Here is an 18,294-nt window from a genome sequence, read left to right on the forward strand (position 1 = left end):
ATAATGACCTAAAAGTATATTAGGCAAATTTTTCCTACCCACCAGCAGCAATTCCTAACGAATCATTCGCACGATTTTTTTTAAGGAGTTCAGCAACAAGAAAAGCCAATTCTAACGCTTGATCTGCATTTAACCGTGGATCACATTGCGTATGATAACGATCAGATAAATCGTCTACAGAAATAGCATGCGCCCCTCCTGTACATTCAGTAACATCACGACCTGTCATCTCAATATGAATACCTCCTGGATAAGTTCCCTCTCCACGATGCACTGCAAAAAAATTCTCTACTTCTTTTAAAACATAATCAAAGGGACGCGTCTTATAACCATTGGCAGTAATTGTATTGCCATGCATTGGATCACATGACCATATAACCGCACGCTTCTCACGTTCAACGGCACGGATGAGTTTAGGCAGATAACTTTCAACTTTATCATAACCAAAGCGCGTAATGAGAGTAAGCCGCCCCAGTTCGTTTTCAGGATTTAAAATATCAATTAATTTTAAAAGCTCATCAGGTTCAATGGAAGGACCACATTTTAATCCTATAGGATTTTTAATGCCGCGACAATATTCAACGTGAGCATGGTCAATCTGACGTGTACGGTCACCAATCCATAACATATGACCGGATGTTGCATACCAATTTCCTGAAGTTGAATCAATCCGAGTCAAAGCCTCTTCATAACCAAGCAAAAGTGCTTCATGACTGGTATAAAAAGATGTTTCACGCAATGAAGAATGTGTTTTGGATGTAATCCCTATAGAACGCATAAAATCAATTGATTCAGAAATACGCTCTGCCAATAATTCATAACGTTCCCCCTGCGGACTGTTAGAAACAAAACTCAACATCCATGTGTGAACATTTTCTAAATTAGCATAGCCACCTTGTGAGAAAGCACGCAATAGATTAAGTGTTGCCGCAGATTGGCGATAAGCCATAGACATCCGTTGCGGATCTGGAATACGAGAACCGGCTTCAAATTCAATGCCATTAATAATATCCCCACGATAAGCAGGAAATTCAACTCCCTCTTTGCTTTCGATATCAGAAGAGCGAGGCTTTGCAAATTGACCAGCAATACGACCAATTTTAACAACTGGTTTAGAACTACCAAAGGTTAAAACAATCGCCATTTGCAAAAATACACGAAAAAAATCACGGATATTATCAGCTTCATGTTCTGCAAAGCTTTCGGCACAATCACCACCTTGCAATAAAAAAGCTTGTCCTTTTGCAACGGCTGCTAATTCATTTTTTAAATCACGTGCTTCACCGGCAAAAACTAAAGGAGGATAGCTTCTCAGTTTTCGTTCAACATCTTCTAACATAGACTTATCCGGATAAGTCGGAACTTGTTTAATTGGCCTTGTTCTCCAGGAGTCAGGCGCCCATTCTTTTATCATTACACTCTCGCTAAAGATTAATCTTAAAGATTGGCATATCAAAAGCTTTTTACCGCAATATATGCTGTTTAACTTTCTATTTTCTTCCCATTTTCATATATATAACTTGGTTTATACATCGTTACCAATTCTTCTGCCATCGTTGGATGCACGGCCATCGTTTCATCAAAGATATCCTTCGTCAGCTTTCCTTTGAGAGCTATCCCTATAAGCTGTGCCATCTCACCAGCGTTTTCCCCTAAAATATGAGCACCCACAACAATACGGCTTTCACCATCAACAATGAGTTTCATAAGCATTTTCTCTGAACTCCCAGAAAGAACATTACGCATAGGACGAAAAACTGTACGATAAATTTCAAGACGCTTATAACAACGTACCGCATCTTCTTCTGAAAGACCAACTGTTCCAATCTCTGGCTGAGAAAAAACTGCCGTCGTAATTAAATCATAATCAGGTGTCGTGGGAATATTCTCAAACGCAGTCTTCACGAAACACATTGCATCATGAATCGCTACAGGTGTTAATTGAATATGGCCTGTTACATCACCAACAGCCCAAATATGGGGTATATTTGTTGTCATTCTTTCATCAACAACAACTGCACCAAATTCATCCACTTGAACACCTGCCCGCTCAAGTCTTAAACCCGTTGTATTTGGTACACGCCCCGTAGCCAACATAATCTGATCAGCACTAATCGTTTGCCCATTTGATAAAATAACTTCATAACAATTTTCTGCAGCCTGCACTTTAGAAATTGTTACGCCATAGAGAATAGAAATCCCTTTTTCAATCATTGCATCATTAAGCAATTGCCGCAAATCATGATCAAAACCACGAAGGATTAAATCACCACGATGGAGCAGCGTTGTTTTTACACCTAATTCATGAAAAATATTAGTAAATTCAACACCAATATACCCTCCACCAACAATGACTATTGATTTTGGGAGTTGATCAAGGTCAAAAATCTCATTAGAAGTGAGGCAAAATCCACCGCCTTCTATGGAAGTATTTGGTGCAACTTTTGCCCCTGTTGCAATCAAAATTTTTTCTGCACTTACCCGCTCACCCGTGGCAGAAAGCTCTAATGTGTGATCATCTACAAAAGTAGCACGACTTTCATAAATATGCACATTGTTATTCTCTAATCCCTTACGATACAGCCCTTCTAACCTTGATATTTCTTTATTTTTAGCCGCAACCAACTTTTCCCAACTAAAAATTGGATCCGCATATTCCCACCCAAAACCAATACTTTTCTTAAATTCTTTTACATATTGTGATGCATAAACATAAAGTTTTTTGGGAACACAACCACGAATAACACAAGTGCCCCCTATCCGATATTCCTCTGCTATAGCAACACGCTTACCGAGTCCTCCAGCAAGCCGTGCTGCACGCACTCCACCAGAACCACTTCCAATAACAAATAAATCAAAGTCAAAAGAGCCCACGAATTATTCCTTCTTATGTATCTGCAAGAATAGGCTAAGATCATTTATTATCAAATGAAAGTCTTTTTTTCTTTTGAAGAAGCATTTTTTATAAAGCCGTATTCTAAAAAGACCTACTCTCATTAAAATATTAAAAACGGCGGGAAAACCGCCGCTATTTAAAAAATCAGAAATTGCCCATTGGTTGTCATGATATTAATCAAGCTATTTTTTATTTTCTGAAGATTCTGATTTTATAGGCATATTTGTAGGCATAGTAGACTTATTCAAATTAAGTATTTCAGACATCTCTTTTTTCACATTTTCTACAAGATCCCGCATAAGCGCAGAACGCCATACATCAAATGCTGAATAAGAATCACGTGCGATATTGGGGACTTCTGTCAAAAACTTTTTACCGGTATCAGAACTGTAGAATGCTGTTATTGCATCAAGCTCTTTTTGAGTAAAATATTTTGCATATACATGAGCAATCTCTTTTTCTAGATCAGAGCGCCTTTTAATTAAAGCAAGCGCCTGCTTATCAACAATATCAGAAATTGCCTCTGCCAAATTTGGATCATCCCTCATCAGTGCAGTTTTAAGATCGTCTACCGCATTTGGTAAAAAACTATCAAACTGATCCGTTGCGTGAATGGCACTTATAGCCTTTCTAGCTGAAGCTAAATGTTGATCGCTCACACCTTGTGCATAAGCCATTCCAATATTCACAATAAAAATAGCAATTGCACCAAAATATACGACAAAACGCTGAAAAGAAAATATTATTCTCATTTAATGATTACCCCGATCGCTAATTATAATTTTAATTCGTTTTCTATCTAAAATCTTTAAGATCTTTTTTTACTGTGCTAACATATCGTCATGAAACTGTCTTCTCTAAAAATCAAAAGATTCTAAAATTTTTGTTTGACCATCAGCCATAGCTACAATTGCACGTGAAGCCAATCCCAAAAAAAGGCCATGCTCAACAACACCAGGAATGGAAAGAAGTGCGTCCGATAATGGTTTTGGTTGCAAAATGCAGCCCCAAAATGCATCAAGAATAAAATGACCACCATCTGTTTCAAAAGGATTTTTTCCATTCATTCGCAATGCAATTTCTCCAGAAAGCCCTAAATCATCAGCGACTTTTTCGATGGCTCTGCATGTTGTATGGATACCAAATGGATTAACTTCAATTGGTAGTGCAAAAGCACCAAGTCGTTTTACCACCTTTGTTTCATCAGCAATGACAAGCATTGCACGAGATGCCGATGCTACAATTTTTTCATACAACAATGCCCCCCCTCCACCTTTAATGAGCATCATCTCAGGACCAATTTCATCTGCTCCGTCAATATCAAGATCCAATTCAGGTATTTGTTCTAAAGTGCTAACAGGCACTCCAAACTTACGACAGAGTTGTTCAGAATATCGTGAAGTAGCAACACCAGTCACTCGCAAACCATCCGCAACACGCTCACCAAGAAGACGAATAAATTCATTGACTGTCGAACCAGATCCAATACCAAGCCGCATATCATCTTCAATAAATTCAAGCGCTTTAATAGCTGCCATTTTTTTTAACTGCTGAACATCCATGAATGACTTTGCCTTTTATCCGTATAAGCAACATTTACCATCCCTATTACCACCGATAATAATGATAATAAAAGATAACCTCTTGACGCAATCTATTTAAATTTACCATCATCTTTTGCTTGAAGAGATGTTACTCGTTATAGAAATATATGATAAGAATAAAATAGAATAATCAACAATTATCTTTTTTATTTCTTTGAGAAAATTTGTTAGCATTTTTCTCATTCAATAAGAATGTTTGATTTATCTTGTGCTATCAATAGGATGCACAAAGATGTGCATCTTAATTTTTTTTGAAAAATTTAAAATGATTAGATATAAAAATCATCTGTTTCTAGAAAACTCTAGATTATTATCCCGTTTTAATGACTTTGATAAACTTACTAATTTAAATACCGCAAAATTTTATCAGAAAAGTCTTCTATTATTTTTTGTTTTGTCATTATCCAAATGTGAAGCAAAATATGATAGATTATATTTTTTTATGAATGCTGTCTGTGCATATTCCATGGTCTATGAAACCCTGGCGAAGACCAAATAATATCTCCACCTTTGGTCATCATAACGCTTCCTCGTGATAACAATTGTTGAGGCGTAAATATTATTTTTGCCTTCCTATAACATGTTGGATTACGCATTACAAATGTCTGAATGAGAATATCTGCCTCTACACACTGATCTGTTTCTCTTTGTAAAACAACTACTTTTAATCCATTCTCTAATAATGACGTACATACATGATAATCACAAATAAATTGTCCGTGCAAAGAAGGACCATATTTTGTTGGTTTAATCGTTTCATTCACACGAAATGACTTTTTCCATATGGATGTCGTGAACTTAGAAATATGGTAACGGTCAATATATAATTTTTTATCATGGATAACGCCCACGAGACGCATATTATCTGCTATAATCAGTTGTATAGGTGAATGCATTACACAAATAGAAATACCAGCCAAAATAAACAAACTAAAAAAGAGCCGGATGGGTGTTTTGCAAAAAGTCAGTCCAACCAAGCCTATACTCAATAAAACCAACGCAGATAACGGCATAAAATCAGGATTCAAATCAGGAGAAATAGCCTTGATCGCAAGCGCAATCTTTATCACAAGATCAACACCAAACCCCATAATTTGAAGGGGGAGCCATTCGAATCCTCCTAACATTGCGAGAACTGCAATTAATCCAAAAGGAATGACGAAAATTGAGATGACAGGCAAAGCAAAAGCATTACTGATAACGCTCAAAGATGCCGTATTAGAAAAATGATAAGCAGCATAAATTCCACTTGCACTCCCTGCAACAAGGGAAGAAGCACATGTTGAAAGTATCGATAAGAAAGCAAAATTTATCACTCCTCCTCCAACATAAGAGGGGGTTGTTTTTCTTTTACGAAAAAATGATCTTCCACTCCACCAATCAAAAAAAGCGATCAAAGCAGCAGTCGCAGAAAAGGACATTTGAAAGCTAGGACCTAATATTTCATGGGGTGTAATCGCCAGAGTTATCAACCCTGCAATAGAAAAATTACGCATTGTTATAGCAGAGCGATTACACAATATAGCAACCAACATAACAGCAATCATCACAAAACTTCTTTGCGCTGATATTGCTAAGCCCGACAATAACAAATAAAAAGCTGTTATCATAAACGCAACGATAGCAGCAAATTTTTTACTGGAATAATAGGAAGAAAAAACTGGAAAAAATGCTAAAAAACTACGGATACTCAAAAGAACTATGCCGCTTAACAACGCCATATGTAAACCTGATATTGATAAAATATGGGCTAATCCAGCCGTACGTAATGCTTCATTTGTCTCATTTGAAATGCCAGCACGCTGCCCTGTTATGAGAGCAGCAGCAACACTCCCCTTTTCTCCTTCAAGGGCCATACGGATTCTTTGTGTCATCTTCGTGCGTAAATTTTCAATTTTCTGTAGAATGATAGCGAATATTCCATCAGGCTGCGAAACCGATATTTTTCTTGGTTTTCCTAAATAAACGCCTTGTGCCCCAATTCTTTTAAAATAATTATGAAAACTAAAATCGTAGCCTCCTGGACGCACTGGCCCAGAAAATGCACGAATCTTAACTTTCCCATATAGTCCATCACCAATTTCTAAGCCAGATGGCAAATATCTTGCCGATAAACGAATACGATGAAGACTATGGCATAATATGGACTTTTCTGTACTCAAAACATCCAAAACTAAACGAAATCCTCCTTTGGCGCCTGACTCAATAGAAACAATTCTTCCCGTCAATGTAGTGACAATGTCACTGCTTAACATGGGTGTTGCAATACGCCACGTTTCTATTTTTGCCGCTAAAGCACCCAATATAATACAAAACAGAAATCCCACGGGAATCCATATTTTTCGATAAAAACGTGCAACATAGAATATTCCCAGAAAAATACTGACCAACGCCCCCAATTGTCCCCAACTTGGTTCCCACTCTAAATGAAAATACAAAATGATTCCTAGGGCAAAAAAGACTAAAATCAGCGAAAAAAGGATACCAAAAGAAACTTCTTTACTAATACAATCTTCTAACCATTTGCGAAAAAAAATGATTACTTCTTTTAAGAATGTCAATAAAAAAAGTTTTTGTTGGTTATAGCTACCGTTCTTTGCATCATCATATCTAGAAAAAACACTCTGCCCTATTTTGCATGGCTTTTTTCTTTCTGTAACAGATTTTTCGGATAAACCCTCTTTAACTTTACTTTGATAAAACATCCGCCCCCCCACTTTAACTCGCAATATGGCTATTGCACACCCCGTCACCTATGCTAACATGACTTTTCTATAAAGTTCCATAAGAAATATCTTAGTTTAAAGGAAAATATTCGTGTCTGTTATTACTCGTTTTGCCCCTTCACCCACTGGCTTCCTTCATATTGGTGGTGCTCGTACTGCTCTTTTTAATTGGCTTTATGCAAAACATACCGGTGGAAAAATGCTTTTACGAATTGAAGATACAGACCGAGAGCGCTCAACAGAAGCAGCTGTAAAAGCTATTATAGATGGCTTGCACTGGATGGGGCTTAATTATGATGGCGCCCCTATTTCGCAATTTGAACGTGCTGAACGTCACCGCCAAATCGCCGAACAGTTGGTCAAAAACGGCAAAGCTTACTATTGCTATGCTTCACCTGAGGAGTTAGCTGAAATGCGTGAAAAAGCCCGTGCAGAAGGGCGCCCACCACGTTATGATGGACGTTGGCGCGACCGTGATAGTTCTGAAACTCCTAAAGGTGTTAAGCCTGTTATTCGCATCAAAGCCCCTCAAGATGGAGAAACGATTGTACATGATCGTGTTCAAGGTGATGTCCGTTTTCCTAATAAAGATCTCGATGACTTTATTATTTTGCGTTCTGATGGTTCGCCTACTTATATGCATGCTGTTGTCGTTGATGATCATGATATGGGTGTAACACATATTATACGCGGTGATGATCATCTTACAAATGCAGCACGCCAAACAATTATCTTCAATGCAATGGGGTGGGACATTCCTGTTATGGCCCATATTCCTCTTATCCATGGTGAAAACGGTGCAAAATTATCAAAGCGACATGGTGCACTCGGTGTTGATGCCTACCGAACAATGGGATATCTTCCTGCTGCTTTGCGTAATTACCTTGTCCGTTTAGGTTGGAGTCATGGTGATGACGAACTGATGTCACTGAAAGATATGATTTCTTGGTTTGACATTGAAGATATTAACAAAGGTGCTGCTCGTTTTGATCTCAAAAAGCTCGATTCCATCAACGGACACTATATGCGCATGAGTAATGATCAAGAACTTTTTGATGCCGCTCTTAATATTCTACCAGAAACCGATAGGGGAGCACAAATTATTGAAAGACTTGATGAAAAACGCCGTGTTCAATTTTTAAAAGCAATCCCGCATTTGAAAGAACGTTCAAAAACACTGTGCGAACTGATTGACAATGCCTCCTTCATTTTTACACAACGACCTTTACAACTTGATGAAAAAGCACAAATGCTCTTGGATAAAAATGGACGAACCATTTTAAACGATCTTTATCTTGCCCTGAAAGCTTGCCCCTCTTGGGATACAAAAAACCTAGATGAAACACTTCGCTCTTGTGTACAAACGCAGAATCTCAAGTTTGGATCTATCGCCCAACCACTTCGCGCAGCTCTTACAGGATGTGCAACATCACCAAGTGTTTTGGATGTTCTTATTTTATTAGGACGCGATGAAGCTCTTCATCGCATCAAGGACCAACTTATCACACCAATATGCCCATGATGTGTACTGAGTATATTTCCTCAAATAGGGATCTATAGAGATATCTCAACGCGCCCTAAAAGAGTTTTTTATGTTATATCATTGAAATACATTTTTTATTGAGTAATAATGATCAATGAGGGAATATTTTTAGATTGCATGTACTCACTTTTGGAGGCAATCTACCCTTAATATAAGTAAGAAAAGCTTCAGTTATACATCCCCCACTCTGATGAAGCAGAGTCTTAATTTTTAGAAGTGAAGGATCTGAAAGGAATACCGAATGTCTGAGAGTAACGCATATATTATTGTGAATGATAGAAAAGTAGAGCTTCCCTTGCGTAAAGGTACGATTGGACCTGAGGTCATTGCAATTGCTTCTCTCTACAAAAAAACCGATATTTTTACTTATGATCCTGGTTTTACTTCAACAGCTTCTTGTGAATCAAAAATTACTTATATCGACGGTGATAAAGGCATATTGCTTTATCGTGGTTATCCTATTGATCAATTGGCTGAGAAAGGAGACTTTCTCGAAAGTTGTTATCTTTTACTTTATGGTGAACTTCCAACACAGCAAGAAAAAAATGAATTTGATCGATGTATTATGCAGCATACCATGGTACACGAACAGTTTGCACGCTTCTTCCATGGCTTCCGCCGTGATTCTCATCCTATGGCCGTCATGGTTGCCTGCCTTGGCGCTATGTCTGCGTTCTATCACGACTCTATTGATATTACAGATCCTCACCAGAGAATGATTGCTTCTGTTCGTCTTATCTCAAAAGTTCCAACGCTTGCTGCTATGGCCTATAAATACAGTATCGGACAAGCATTTGTTTATCCACGTAATGATCTTAGTTATGCTGCAAATTTCCTCCGTATGTGCTTTGCTGTTCCTTGTGAGGAATATAAAACAAACCCTGTGCTTGCTCGGGCGATGGATCAAATCTTTATCCTTCATGCAGATCATGAACAAAATGCTTCTACATCTACGGTACGTCTTGCTGGATCCTCGGGTGCTAATCCGTTTGCCTGTATTGCAGCAGGTGTTGCATGCCTTTGGGGACCAGCACATGGTGGTGCCAATGAAGCATGTTTAAAAATGCTACAAGAAATAGGTTCTATTGAAAGAATTCCTGAATTTATTGCACGTGCAAAAGATAAAAATGATCCTTTCCGCCTTATGGGCTTTGGGCACCGTGTCTATAAAAATTATGACCCACGTGCAAAAATCATGCAAAAAACCTGTCATGAAGTTTTAAAAGAACTCAACATTCAAGATGACCCGCTTCTTGATATTGCAATAGAACTTGAAAAAATTGCCTTAAGTGATGAATATTTTATTGAGAAAAAGCTTTATCCCAATGTTGATTTCTATTCCGGTATTACATTAAAAGCTCTAGGCTTTCCAACTGAAATGTTTACTGTTCTTTTTGCATTGGCACGCAGTGTCGGGTGGGTGGCTCAATGGAAAGAAATGATTGAAGACCCTGCACAAAAAATTGGTCGTCCTCGACAACTCTACACAGGCTATGCTATGCGTGACTATGTTCCTATAGATGAACGTGCAAATTAAAAAAAGAAATCAATAAAGCTTTAGTTTACTGAAGCTTTATTGAAAATAATCCAAAAATATCCTTTGAGAATTTTTATAAAACGTGATTTTAAAACTCTTTCTACAGAGGTAACATCATCATAAAAATTAAAATTCTAAGTTTTAAATTGAGAATACTCTTCTGCAAGTTAGCCAAACATTTAGCAAAAAGAAATTGAAAATTTTACCTTATAATTCTCATTATCTTTAATGGAAGTGTATTTCCTGTCATTCCCTCGTGTTTAAAAACCTTATTGCATATTAAAATCTAGCAATGTAACAATTTTACTTTCTATCTTCTCCAGATAAAATTGCAAAAGGCTTACATTAAGTGCTTCTTTAAAATGCCAAAACTTCTTATCTCTCTTCAAGTAGATTAGAATAAAAATACTTTACATTTTGTCCTGTTAAGAGCTGAAATTTTCTTCGTATTTAAGTTAATAGTTTTCCTTTTAAATCTAACTTGTTGATTTTTTAAGTAAAATTATTAAAAATCATTATATAATCAACAAGAGGTGTACTTTTTTCCTGTATTTTTTATTCCCATACTTGATAAAAATAAATCATTTTTTTGATAATGATATCCAGCATAATGATAGCAAAATGAACGCAGATAAATTTTTTACATTGCTCCAAAAGAGCTTACAGATTATAAAAATGCATGATGGTTTCATATTTGCCAGCTTATCTAATAGGAGAACATAATGAAATTATTAGCAGGAGCTCTTATAATAAGCGCAACACTGTTTACCCTATCGGCCAATTCTCAAACGCTGAAAATTGCAAGCGATGCCTCTTATCCGCCATTTAGTTATATTGACTCAAATAACGAACTTCAAGGGTTTGATATTGATATATCTTATGCGCTTTGTAAAAAAATGAATGTTGAATGTACTATTGTCACACAAGACTTCGAGGGGATGATTCCTGGTCTTCTTGCAAAAAAATACGATGCTATCGTTTCTTCCCTTTCTCCTACAAAAGAGCGCTTACAAAAAATTGATTTTACAGATCCTTACTACAGTACTGTACTCGCTGTTATCGTTACCAAAAATTCGGGGATTAAAGAAATCTCAACACAAAACTTTAGAGGTAAAAATCTTGGAGTACAATCGAATACAACACAAGCTGCATATGCGGAAGATTATTATGCCTCTGAAGGAGTGAATATCAAACTTTATCCTACAGCAATAGAAGCTAATCGTGATCTTTTAAGTCATCGGCTTGATATCATTATCTTTGATAAATTAAAAGCATTAAATTGGCTTGAAAATGAAGGAAAAGATTGCTGTATCCTCCTAGGAACTCTAGAAGAAACAAATTTTCCTGTTGCAATTGCACTCCGTCAAAATAATAACGATCTTAAAAACAGTTTTAATAAAGCAATAGAAGAAATCCGTGCTGATGGAACCTATGAAAAAATTATGAAAAAATATTTTACTTTCAATATTGATTAGATATCACTATGAGTTAAAATTCAGTCTTTATATTTAAGGAATATTTTAAACTCTTTATTGGGCATGCAAATGTAATTGGGAATTCGGCATTTTTATAAGAAAATTTACATTTATCAAAATAATTTTAATTGTTGCTCGATATCTAAACGTTTTATAGAATATAATGACAACAATAAGATTGTATTTTTATGGTATCAAAATCTAATTTTTTCTTTATGTTCAAATTGAATAGCTTTATTTTCAAGAAAAATCCTCAGTTTTTACTCATGAAATGATTCAAATCAATCATTTCATGAAAATTAAGCTATCATACAAGCAATAAGATATTTATTCTTTTTTTATCAATAAAAAAGATAATTTTTTTGATAATAATGTCCAACATAATGATCTAAAATAAACATCAATAAATTTTTGAATTGCTCCAAAAAAGCTTACAGATTATAAAAACATAGTGATTTCATATTTTCCCGCTTATCCAATAGGAGAACATCATGAAACTATTAGCAAGAGCTCTTATAATAAGCGCCGCACTATTCACCCAATTGGCTGATGCGAAAACATTAAAAATTGCGAGTGAAGGCACATACCCTCCCTTTAGTTATATTGACTCAAATAATAAATTGCAGGGACTTGATATTGATATATCTTATGCACTTTGTAAAAAAATGAATGTTGAGTGTACTGTTGTCACACAAGATTTCGAGGGAATGATCCCTGGACTTATTGCAAAAAAATATGATGCTATCATTGCCTCCCTTTCTCTCACACAAGAGCGCTTACAAAAAATTGACTTCACAGATCCTTACTACGATACAGCACTGGCTGTTATTGTTACCAAAGCTTCGGGAATTAAAGAAATCTCAACACAAGACTTTAGAGGTAAAAATCTTGGTGTACAATCAAATACAACACAAGCTTTCTATGCAGAAGATCATTATGCTTCTGAAGAGGTGAAAATCAAACTCTACCCTTCCACAATAGAAGTGAATCGTGACCTTTTAAATCATCGACTTGATGTGATTATTGTTGATAAATTACAAGCATTAAATTGGCTTAAAAATGAAGGAAAAGATTGCTGTCTCCTCTTGGGAACTCTAGAAGAAACAAAATTTCCTGTTGCAATTGCACTGCGTCAAAATAATAATGATCTTAAAAATAAGTTCAATAAGGCGCTAAAAGAAATCCGTTTGGATGGAACTTATGAGAAAATTATGAGCAAATATTTTACAAGTGATGTCTATTAAATATCAATATGATATTTAAATGAAACCTGCTAGTTATTTTTAAAAAATATTATCTAACTCTTTCATGAGGAAAACAAAAATGATTGAAAATTTAGCATTGCTATCATTTAGCAATGGTGGATGGGGGGCGGTTATACTTTCTAGTGCAGGAATGACATTGTCATTGGCATTATGTTGTGGACTTCTAGGACTTCCTCTAGGTCTTCTAAATGCAGTGATGATTCGATCCAATATTAAGATGGCCAAAGCTATGGCACGCCTCTTTTCAACGGTATTTCGTGGGCTACCAGAACTTTTAACTTTGTTTTTAGTTTACTACGGGTTACAAAGCCTTATTCAAAATGTCTTTGACTATTTTAATTTTGAAATCATGTTCAGTATCAATGCTTTTGTTGCTGGTGTTCTTGCACTTAGTATGGTTCTTGCAGCTTTTTCTTGTGAAGTTTGGCTTGGAGCATTTAGTATTTTTGATAAAGGCCAATATGAAGCGGCTGAAGCTTTAGGCCTTTCACAGTCAACCACATTTTTTCGTATTGTCTTCCCTCAGCTCATCCGAAATGCCTTGCCAGGACTTTCTAATAATTGGCTTACTTTACTGAAAGATACATCCCTTGTTTCAACCATCGCACTTGTTGACCTCATGCGACAAACGAATTTAGCTGTCGCTGCTACCAATAAACCCATGCTATTTTATCTTGTAGCATGCTTACTCTATTTGTTATTTTCAGCGGTTTTTGCTGCAATCTTACGCCATTTAGAAACATACACTCAAATAGGCTATAAAAAGGTGCTACGTCAATGATTCCTGAGTGGCTTTATTTCCTTTTCAATCCTGATCTTTTAAGTCATTATGGACCAAAATTTATTAATGGCTTTACTGTTACTGTTGAGCTTGTTTCTATTTCTTGTTCTCTTGGTTTTTTTCTTGGTATGCTTATCGCTTTTGCACGTTTATCAAAAAATACATTTTTACAGTATTGTGCAAATGCTTATGTCTATTTTTTCCGTGGCTCTCCTTTATTAGCTCAACTCTTCCTTTTTTATTATGGACTTGGTTCAATGAATGACTTCTGGCAACAGGTTGGTTTGTGGTGGTTTTTTCAAAACGCGTGGTATTGTTGTCTTTTTGTTTTTACTCTCAATTCTGCTGCCTATCAATCTGAGATCTTTAAAGGAAGTTTTCTATCCGTAACAACTGGGCAACGTGAAGCATCAAAAGCTTTAGGTCTAAGTAACTCTGTCACATTTTTTAGAGTTATTCTTCCACAAGCAATGATTGTAGCGTTACGCCCCCTAGGAAATGAGTTGATTTTAATGATTAAATCCAGTGCTCTTGCCTCACTTATTACTGTTTATGATTTAATGGGGGTTGCTAAACTCACTTATTCACGGACTTTCGATTTTCAAGTTTACGTTTGGGCTGCTCTTATCTATCTCTTTATCGTTGAACTCATTCATCGTTTTATTGTTTTTATCGAACAGCGCCTCACTCGATATTTACGGTAAATAAAAATGATCATAAAAAACTTCACAAACAAAAATGTTGAATTAATCAAGTTATTCATCAATGAAAGAATAAAATAAGATGAATTTGAAAAATAATAAATCGATCTCTCCCTGTAAAAATACTGTGATCTCTATTCGAAATCTAAATAAATGGTATGGAAACTTTCGGGTCCTACATGATATCAACTTTAATGTTCAGGCTGGTGAACATATCGTTATTTGTGGACCATCTGGATCAGGAAAATCAACGTTAATCCGTTGTATTAATCAATTAGAACAAGCACAAAAAGGTTCAATCTGTATCCATAATGTTGATATCCATACCGCTCCTATACAACAGCAAAAGAGTGTTCTTCGTAAAATAGGAATGGTCTTTCAGAACTTTAATTTATTTCCCCACATGAGCGTTATACAAAATTGTATTTTAGCACCTATGACAGTTCAAGGACTTTCTAAACAACAAGCACAAGAACGGGCAATTCGTTACTTAACGCATGTTGGTATTGAAAAACACTGTGAAAAATATCCCTTACAACTTTCTGGTGGGCAACAGCAACGTGTTGCGATTGCCCGTGCACTTTGTATGGAACCTGAAGTTATGCTTTTTGATGAACCAACCTCTGCTCTTGATCCAGAAAGTGTGGGAGAAGTTTTAGACGTGATGGCTCGATTGGACGATACAGGGATCACAATGCTTTGTGTTACCCATGAAATGGGCTTCGCACGTAAAGTCTCAGAAAGAATACTCTTTTTAGAAAATGGAAAAATTATTGAAGATACAGCCTCTGAAGAATTTTTTACTAATCCTAAAAGCCAACGTGCTTGTAATTTTCTGGCTAAAATTAAATATTAATTATTAACATATTGCTTTATTTATACAATTTTATTCCTGCTTTTTAAAAGAGTGATAATTGTTTGTGCGCCAACAACCCCCGATGGTACTTCAGTTTTCATTTTCTGTTCTACCATCTCAAAGGCATCGAGTTGTGCCTGTCGTATTAAAGGATTAAACAAAAGTTCTTCTACTTGTCTTGCTAACATGCCTGGGCGTAGAAATTCATCAAAATATTCCGGTACAATAGGCTTATCAGAAATAATATTGGGAAGAGCTGCACTCCATAAAATTATTTTAGGGAAAATAAAGAATTTAGAAAAACGATCAAGTTTATAGCAAAGGACCGTTGGAATTTTAGCTAATGCTAATTCAAGCGAAACCGTTCCAGATGCTGCAAGTGCAACATCTGCTTGTGCAAAAGAACGCCATTTTGCATCTTCACCAACTACAATTTCCACTTTGCTTTTCCAGCCTTGTACAAAATCACGAATTTTATCCGCTAAACGTGGTAAGGTTGGTAAAATAATACGTAAATGAGGAATACGTTGTACAAGAATCTCTACTGTTTCTCGAAAAATAGGCATTAAGGAATGAATTTCTAAATTGCGTGATCCTGGTAAAATAACTAATGTAGGCGATGATGTTTGTGTATCGATCAAATTTCTTTGTTCTAATTGGCATTTTTTTTCTGACTGAACTATCAAAAGGGGAGGATATGTCAAAAGACGATGTCCAACGTAGGTCGTGGGAGGACCACCCAAATCTTGCATAATCTTTTCTTCAAAAGGAAAAACCGCTAAAACATGGTCAACAAATTTGCGCATAGCTTTAGCGCGCTCTGGACGCCAGGCCCAAACGGTTGGTGCGACATATTTTATGATCGGAATAGAAGGCGCTAAAACGCGCACCTTTTTTGCAACACGATGCGTGAAATCAGGACTATCAATAATAATGAGGCAATCAGGTTGTTCTTGTGCAATAAATTTGGATAAATTGCGAATATGTAGCAACAATAATGGTAGTTTTTTAAACACCTCCTTTATACCTATTAAAGCAATATCATGGGAATCAAAAAAGCTTTTTAAACCTAATGCCTTTAAATGCCTCCCCCCAACACCAATCAAATGAATATCGCATCCTATCTGTTGTGATAAACAAGAAATCAAATCAGACGCAAGTAAATCACCAGATTCCTCCCCTGAAACCACAGCAATCTTTAAGAAACAATTATTCATGACCAAACTTTTCAAATGTCTCTATAAATAGAGAATATTTGTTGGCTTTTTCTATTGTTGTTTTCACCGATAATATTAGACTTCTATTTGCCTCCACTGCAACACCAGATAAACCACTCTTTGTAATATTCATTATTGTCGCGGGCCCAATTGATGGTAAATCAACGCGATTATCCTGTTGTGGTTTTGCACATTTTACAAGAACGCCACCTTTAAGGGGAATTTGCCCTCTTTCTCGCATTTCACAAACACGCCACAACATATTATCAGTTCCCTCAGCGCCCTCCAGTGCAACCACCCTTCCTTGGACAACAACAACGGCTTGCCCGATATCTAATTGACCTAAAAGCTTTGCTGCTTCTGCTGCTAAAAAAATATCTTTTTTCTCTTTTCGCGTAGCACGCCGCACTGTTAAATCAAACTCTATGGGAGCTAAAAGATCTGCGACTATCTCGTGAGCACCAACAACACGAAAACCATACGTTTCAATAATCCGTATAAAAGCTTTTAATAACGCATCATCCCCTCTCTTCAAAGCTCCGATTAACTTAGGAAGAGCTAAAAATGTTGTCCAGTCCAGTCGCAATTGTTTAAGAAGTGGGCGCTTTTTCACACCACCTGCCAAAACAACATTATAAATTCTAGCCTCTTTTAAGATTTTAATGAGTCGCGCTAACTCCACAATTGATAGCTCGCAATGCTCATAGCGATAAAGAACAGAATCCGCCTCACCACGCAAAAGCACAAGAAAAGGATTCTCTCCATTCTTCTCAAGAGCCTGCGCAACAGTAATCGGTAGAACACCATTTCCTGCTATAATAGCAGTACGGCCGGAAAGAAAACTTCTGGCTCCCCAAATAGGCATTTTTAATCCTTATGTTCTTTTATTCTATCACCTTCAAATTTTGGTGTACAATAAAAACGTTTTCCTTCTTCCTTAATAAAATTAACTATATCAAGAACAGACTGAGAAGAAGAATAGAAAGAAGCAACATCACTGACACGCTCTTTAAATGGTTTGCTATGATCAAAAAGCATAGCAACCGCATGACGGAGTGCATGAATATCTTGACGCTCAAGTCCCGCACGCTTCATGCCAATAATATTGAGTCCAGCAAGTTTTGCCTGTACCCCAACAGCTGTTCCATAGGGAATGAGATCACCAACCAATGCTGATACACCACCAATAAATGCATGATGCCCAACACGAACAAATTGATGCACAGCAGCACCCCCACCAATAATTACATAATCACCAATAATAACATGGCCAGCTATCATCACATTATTTGCGAATGTTACATGATTCCCTACATGGCAATCATGAGCGATATGCGCATAACAAAAAAATTGGCAATTATCACCAACCACTGTCATTCCTACACTCGAATCGGAACCCCTATGCATTGTTACGCCTTCACGAATCGTGCAGTTTTTACCAATCGAAAGAGTCGTAGCCCCTCCCTTATGTTTATTATTTTGCGGATCTGCTCCCAAAACTGCATGAGAAAATACTTTACTCTTGGCTCCTAACGTTGTCTTCCCCATTATCACAACATGACTCATCAAACTGCATCCATCACCAATAACAGCATCTGAACTAATATGACAAAACGGTCCAACTTGTACATTCTCACCAAGCTGCGCTCCTTTCTCCACAAGAGCAGTTGGATGGATTTTCGTACCGGACATT

At 36.6% G+C, this 18,294-nt stretch carries 15 protein-coding genes; 7 read left to right on the forward strand and 8 right to left on the reverse strand.

The window, feature by feature from the left end; genetic code table 11:
• Nucleotides 1-34: 34 nt before the first annotated feature.
• The 5 genes from ACFIJP_RS05865 to ACFIJP_RS05885 all read right to left on the reverse strand — a co-directional run bounded on the left by ACFIJP_RS05865 (nt 35) and on the right by ACFIJP_RS05885 (nt 7,205).
• Nucleotides 35-1,414 carry a class II 3-deoxy-7-phosphoheptulonate synthase gene (locus tag ACFIJP_RS05865; RefSeq protein ID WP_375626230.1) on the reverse strand — a complete coding sequence of 460 codons (1,380 nt, stop codon included), beginning with the start codon at nt 1,412-1,414 and terminating at the stop codon, nt 35-37.
• A 68-nt stretch (nt 1,415-1,482) separates the two neighbouring features.
• On the reverse strand, nt 1,483-2,874 hold the full coding sequence (gene gor, locus ACFIJP_RS05870) for a glutathione-disulfide reductase (protein WP_375626232.1): 1,392 nt from the start codon (nt 2,872-2,874) through the stop codon (nt 1,483-1,485).
• 204 nt (nt 2,875-3,078) lie between these two features.
• Entirely contained in the window at nt 3,079-3,648 is a 570-nt protein-coding gene (locus tag ACFIJP_RS05875; RefSeq protein ID WP_375626233.1) for a DUF2059 domain-containing protein, read from the reverse strand.
• 105 nt (nt 3,649-3,753) lie between these two features.
• Nucleotides 3,754-4,458, reverse strand: coding sequence for a ribose-5-phosphate isomerase RpiA (gene rpiA / locus ACFIJP_RS05880; RefSeq protein WP_375626235.1), 705 nt, complete (start codon nt 4,456-4,458; stop codon nt 3,754-3,756).
• Nucleotides 4,459-4,940: 482 nt separating this feature from the next.
• Nucleotides 4,941-7,205 carry a ComEC/Rec2 family competence protein gene (locus ACFIJP_RS05885; RefSeq protein ID WP_375626237.1) on the reverse strand — a complete coding sequence of 755 codons (2,265 nt, stop codon included), beginning with the start codon at nt 7,203-7,205 and terminating at the stop codon, nt 4,941-4,943.
• 112 nt (nt 7,206-7,317) lie between these two features.
• Here ACFIJP_RS05885 and gltX point away from each other — a divergent pair, with 112 nt between their 5' ends.
• From gltX to ACFIJP_RS05920, 7 genes are all read left to right on the forward strand, one after another.
• Entirely contained in the window at nt 7,318-8,748 is a 1,431-nt protein-coding gene (gltX, locus tag ACFIJP_RS05890; RefSeq protein ID WP_375626239.1) for a glutamate--tRNA ligase, read from the forward strand.
• Between the two features lie 262 nt (nt 8,749-9,010).
• Complete coding sequence (gene gltA, locus ACFIJP_RS05895) at nt 9,011-10,306, forward strand: citrate synthase (RefSeq protein WP_375626240.1); 1,296 nt, start codon at nt 9,011-9,013, stop codon at nt 10,304-10,306.
• Nucleotides 10,307-11,028: 722 nt separating this feature from the next.
• A complete protein-coding gene (locus ACFIJP_RS05900; protein ID WP_375626242.1) occupies nt 11,029-11,781 on the forward strand; it encodes a transporter substrate-binding domain-containing protein in 753 nt (250 codons plus the stop codon).
• A gap of 491 nt (nt 11,782-12,272) precedes the next feature.
• Nucleotides 12,273-13,025 (forward strand): transporter substrate-binding domain-containing protein, encoded by a 753-nt coding sequence (locus tag ACFIJP_RS05905; RefSeq protein ID WP_375626244.1) that lies wholly within the window; start codon nt 12,273-12,275, stop codon nt 13,023-13,025.
• 79 nt (nt 13,026-13,104) lie between these two features.
• Nucleotides 13,105-13,827: an ABC transporter permease gene (locus tag ACFIJP_RS05910; protein ID WP_375626246.1), complete on the forward strand. Its 723-nt coding sequence runs from the start codon at nt 13,105-13,107 to the stop codon at nt 13,825-13,827.
• Complete coding sequence (locus ACFIJP_RS05915; protein WP_375626248.1) at nt 13,824-14,531, forward strand: ABC transporter permease; 708 nt, start codon at nt 13,824-13,826, stop codon at nt 14,529-14,531. The genes ACFIJP_RS05910 and ACFIJP_RS05915 overlap by 4 nt, the downstream gene beginning before the upstream one ends.
• 79 nt (nt 14,532-14,610) lie before the next feature.
• Nucleotides 14,611-15,384, forward strand: coding sequence for an amino acid ABC transporter ATP-binding protein (locus ACFIJP_RS05920; protein ID WP_375626250.1), 774 nt, complete (start codon nt 14,611-14,613; stop codon nt 15,382-15,384).
• A gap of 20 nt (nt 15,385-15,404) precedes the next feature.
• Here ACFIJP_RS05920 and lpxB read toward each other — a convergent pair whose 3' ends face one another.
• The 3 genes from lpxB to lpxA are packed head-to-tail and all read right to left on the reverse strand — an operon-like array spanning nt 15,405 to nt 18,293.
• Nucleotides 15,405-16,601 carry a lipid-A-disaccharide synthase gene (gene lpxB, locus ACFIJP_RS05925; protein WP_375626252.1) on the reverse strand — a complete coding sequence of 399 codons (1,197 nt, stop codon included), beginning with the start codon at nt 16,599-16,601 and terminating at the stop codon, nt 15,405-15,407.
• Nucleotides 16,594-17,466 (reverse strand): LpxI family protein, encoded by an 873-nt coding sequence (locus ACFIJP_RS05930; protein ID WP_375626253.1) that lies wholly within the window; start codon nt 17,464-17,466, stop codon nt 16,594-16,596. Before ACFIJP_RS05930 ends, lpxB begins: the two co-directional genes overlap by 8 nt.
• A gap of 2 nt (nt 17,467-17,468) precedes the next feature.
• Nucleotides 17,469-18,293: an acyl-ACP--UDP-N-acetylglucosamine O-acyltransferase gene (gene lpxA / locus ACFIJP_RS05935; protein ID WP_375626255.1), complete on the reverse strand. Its 825-nt coding sequence runs from the start codon at nt 18,291-18,293 to the stop codon at nt 17,469-17,471.
• Nucleotide 18,294: the final 1 nt, after the last annotated feature.

This window comes from Bartonella sp. MU37NMGALS, from assembly GCF_042194015.1.
Lineage (GTDB): Bacteria > Pseudomonadota > Alphaproteobacteria > Rhizobiales > Rhizobiaceae > Bartonella > Bartonella grahamii.

Coding starts and splice junctions, on each gene's coding strand:
- ACFIJP_RS05900 (WP_375626242.1), top strand. CDS start 11,029: ATGAAATTATTAGCAGGAGCTCTTATAATAAGCGCAACACTGTTTACC.
- ACFIJP_RS05875 (WP_375626233.1), bottom strand. CDS start 3,648: ATGAGAATAATATTTTCTTTTCAGCGTTTTGTCGTATATTTTGGTGCA.
- gltA (WP_375626240.1), top strand. CDS start 9,011: ATGTCTGAGAGTAACGCATATATTATTGTGAATGATAGAAAAGTAGAG.
- ACFIJP_RS05905 (WP_375626244.1), top strand. CDS start 12,273: ATGAAACTATTAGCAAGAGCTCTTATAATAAGCGCCGCACTATTCACC.
- rpiA (WP_375626235.1), bottom strand. CDS start 4,458: ATGGATGTTCAGCAGTTAAAAAAAATGGCAGCTATTAAAGCGCTTGAA.
- ACFIJP_RS05915 (WP_375626248.1), top strand. CDS start 13,824: ATGATTCCTGAGTGGCTTTATTTCCTTTTCAATCCTGATCTTTTAAGT.
- ACFIJP_RS05885 (WP_375626237.1), bottom strand. CDS start 7,205: ATGTTTTATCAAAGTAAAGTTAAAGAGGGTTTATCCGAAAAATCTGTT.
- lpxB (WP_375626252.1), bottom strand. CDS start 16,601: ATGAATAATTGTTTCTTAAAGATTGCTGTGGTTTCAGGGGAGGAATCT.
- ACFIJP_RS05910 (WP_375626246.1), top strand. CDS start 13,105: ATGATTGAAAATTTAGCATTGCTATCATTTAGCAATGGTGGATGGGGG.
- ACFIJP_RS05865 (WP_375626230.1), bottom strand. CDS start 1,414: ATGATAAAAGAATGGGCGCCTGACTCCTGGAGAACAAGGCCAATTAAA.
- lpxA (WP_375626255.1), bottom strand. CDS start 18,293: ATGTCCGGTACGAAAATCCATCCAACTGCTCTTGTGGAGAAAGGAGCG.
- ACFIJP_RS05920 (WP_375626250.1), top strand. CDS start 14,611: ATGAATTTGAAAAATAATAAATCGATCTCTCCCTGTAAAAATACTGTG.
- ACFIJP_RS05930 (WP_375626253.1), bottom strand. CDS start 17,466: ATGCCTATTTGGGGAGCCAGAAGTTTTCTTTCCGGCCGTACTGCTATT.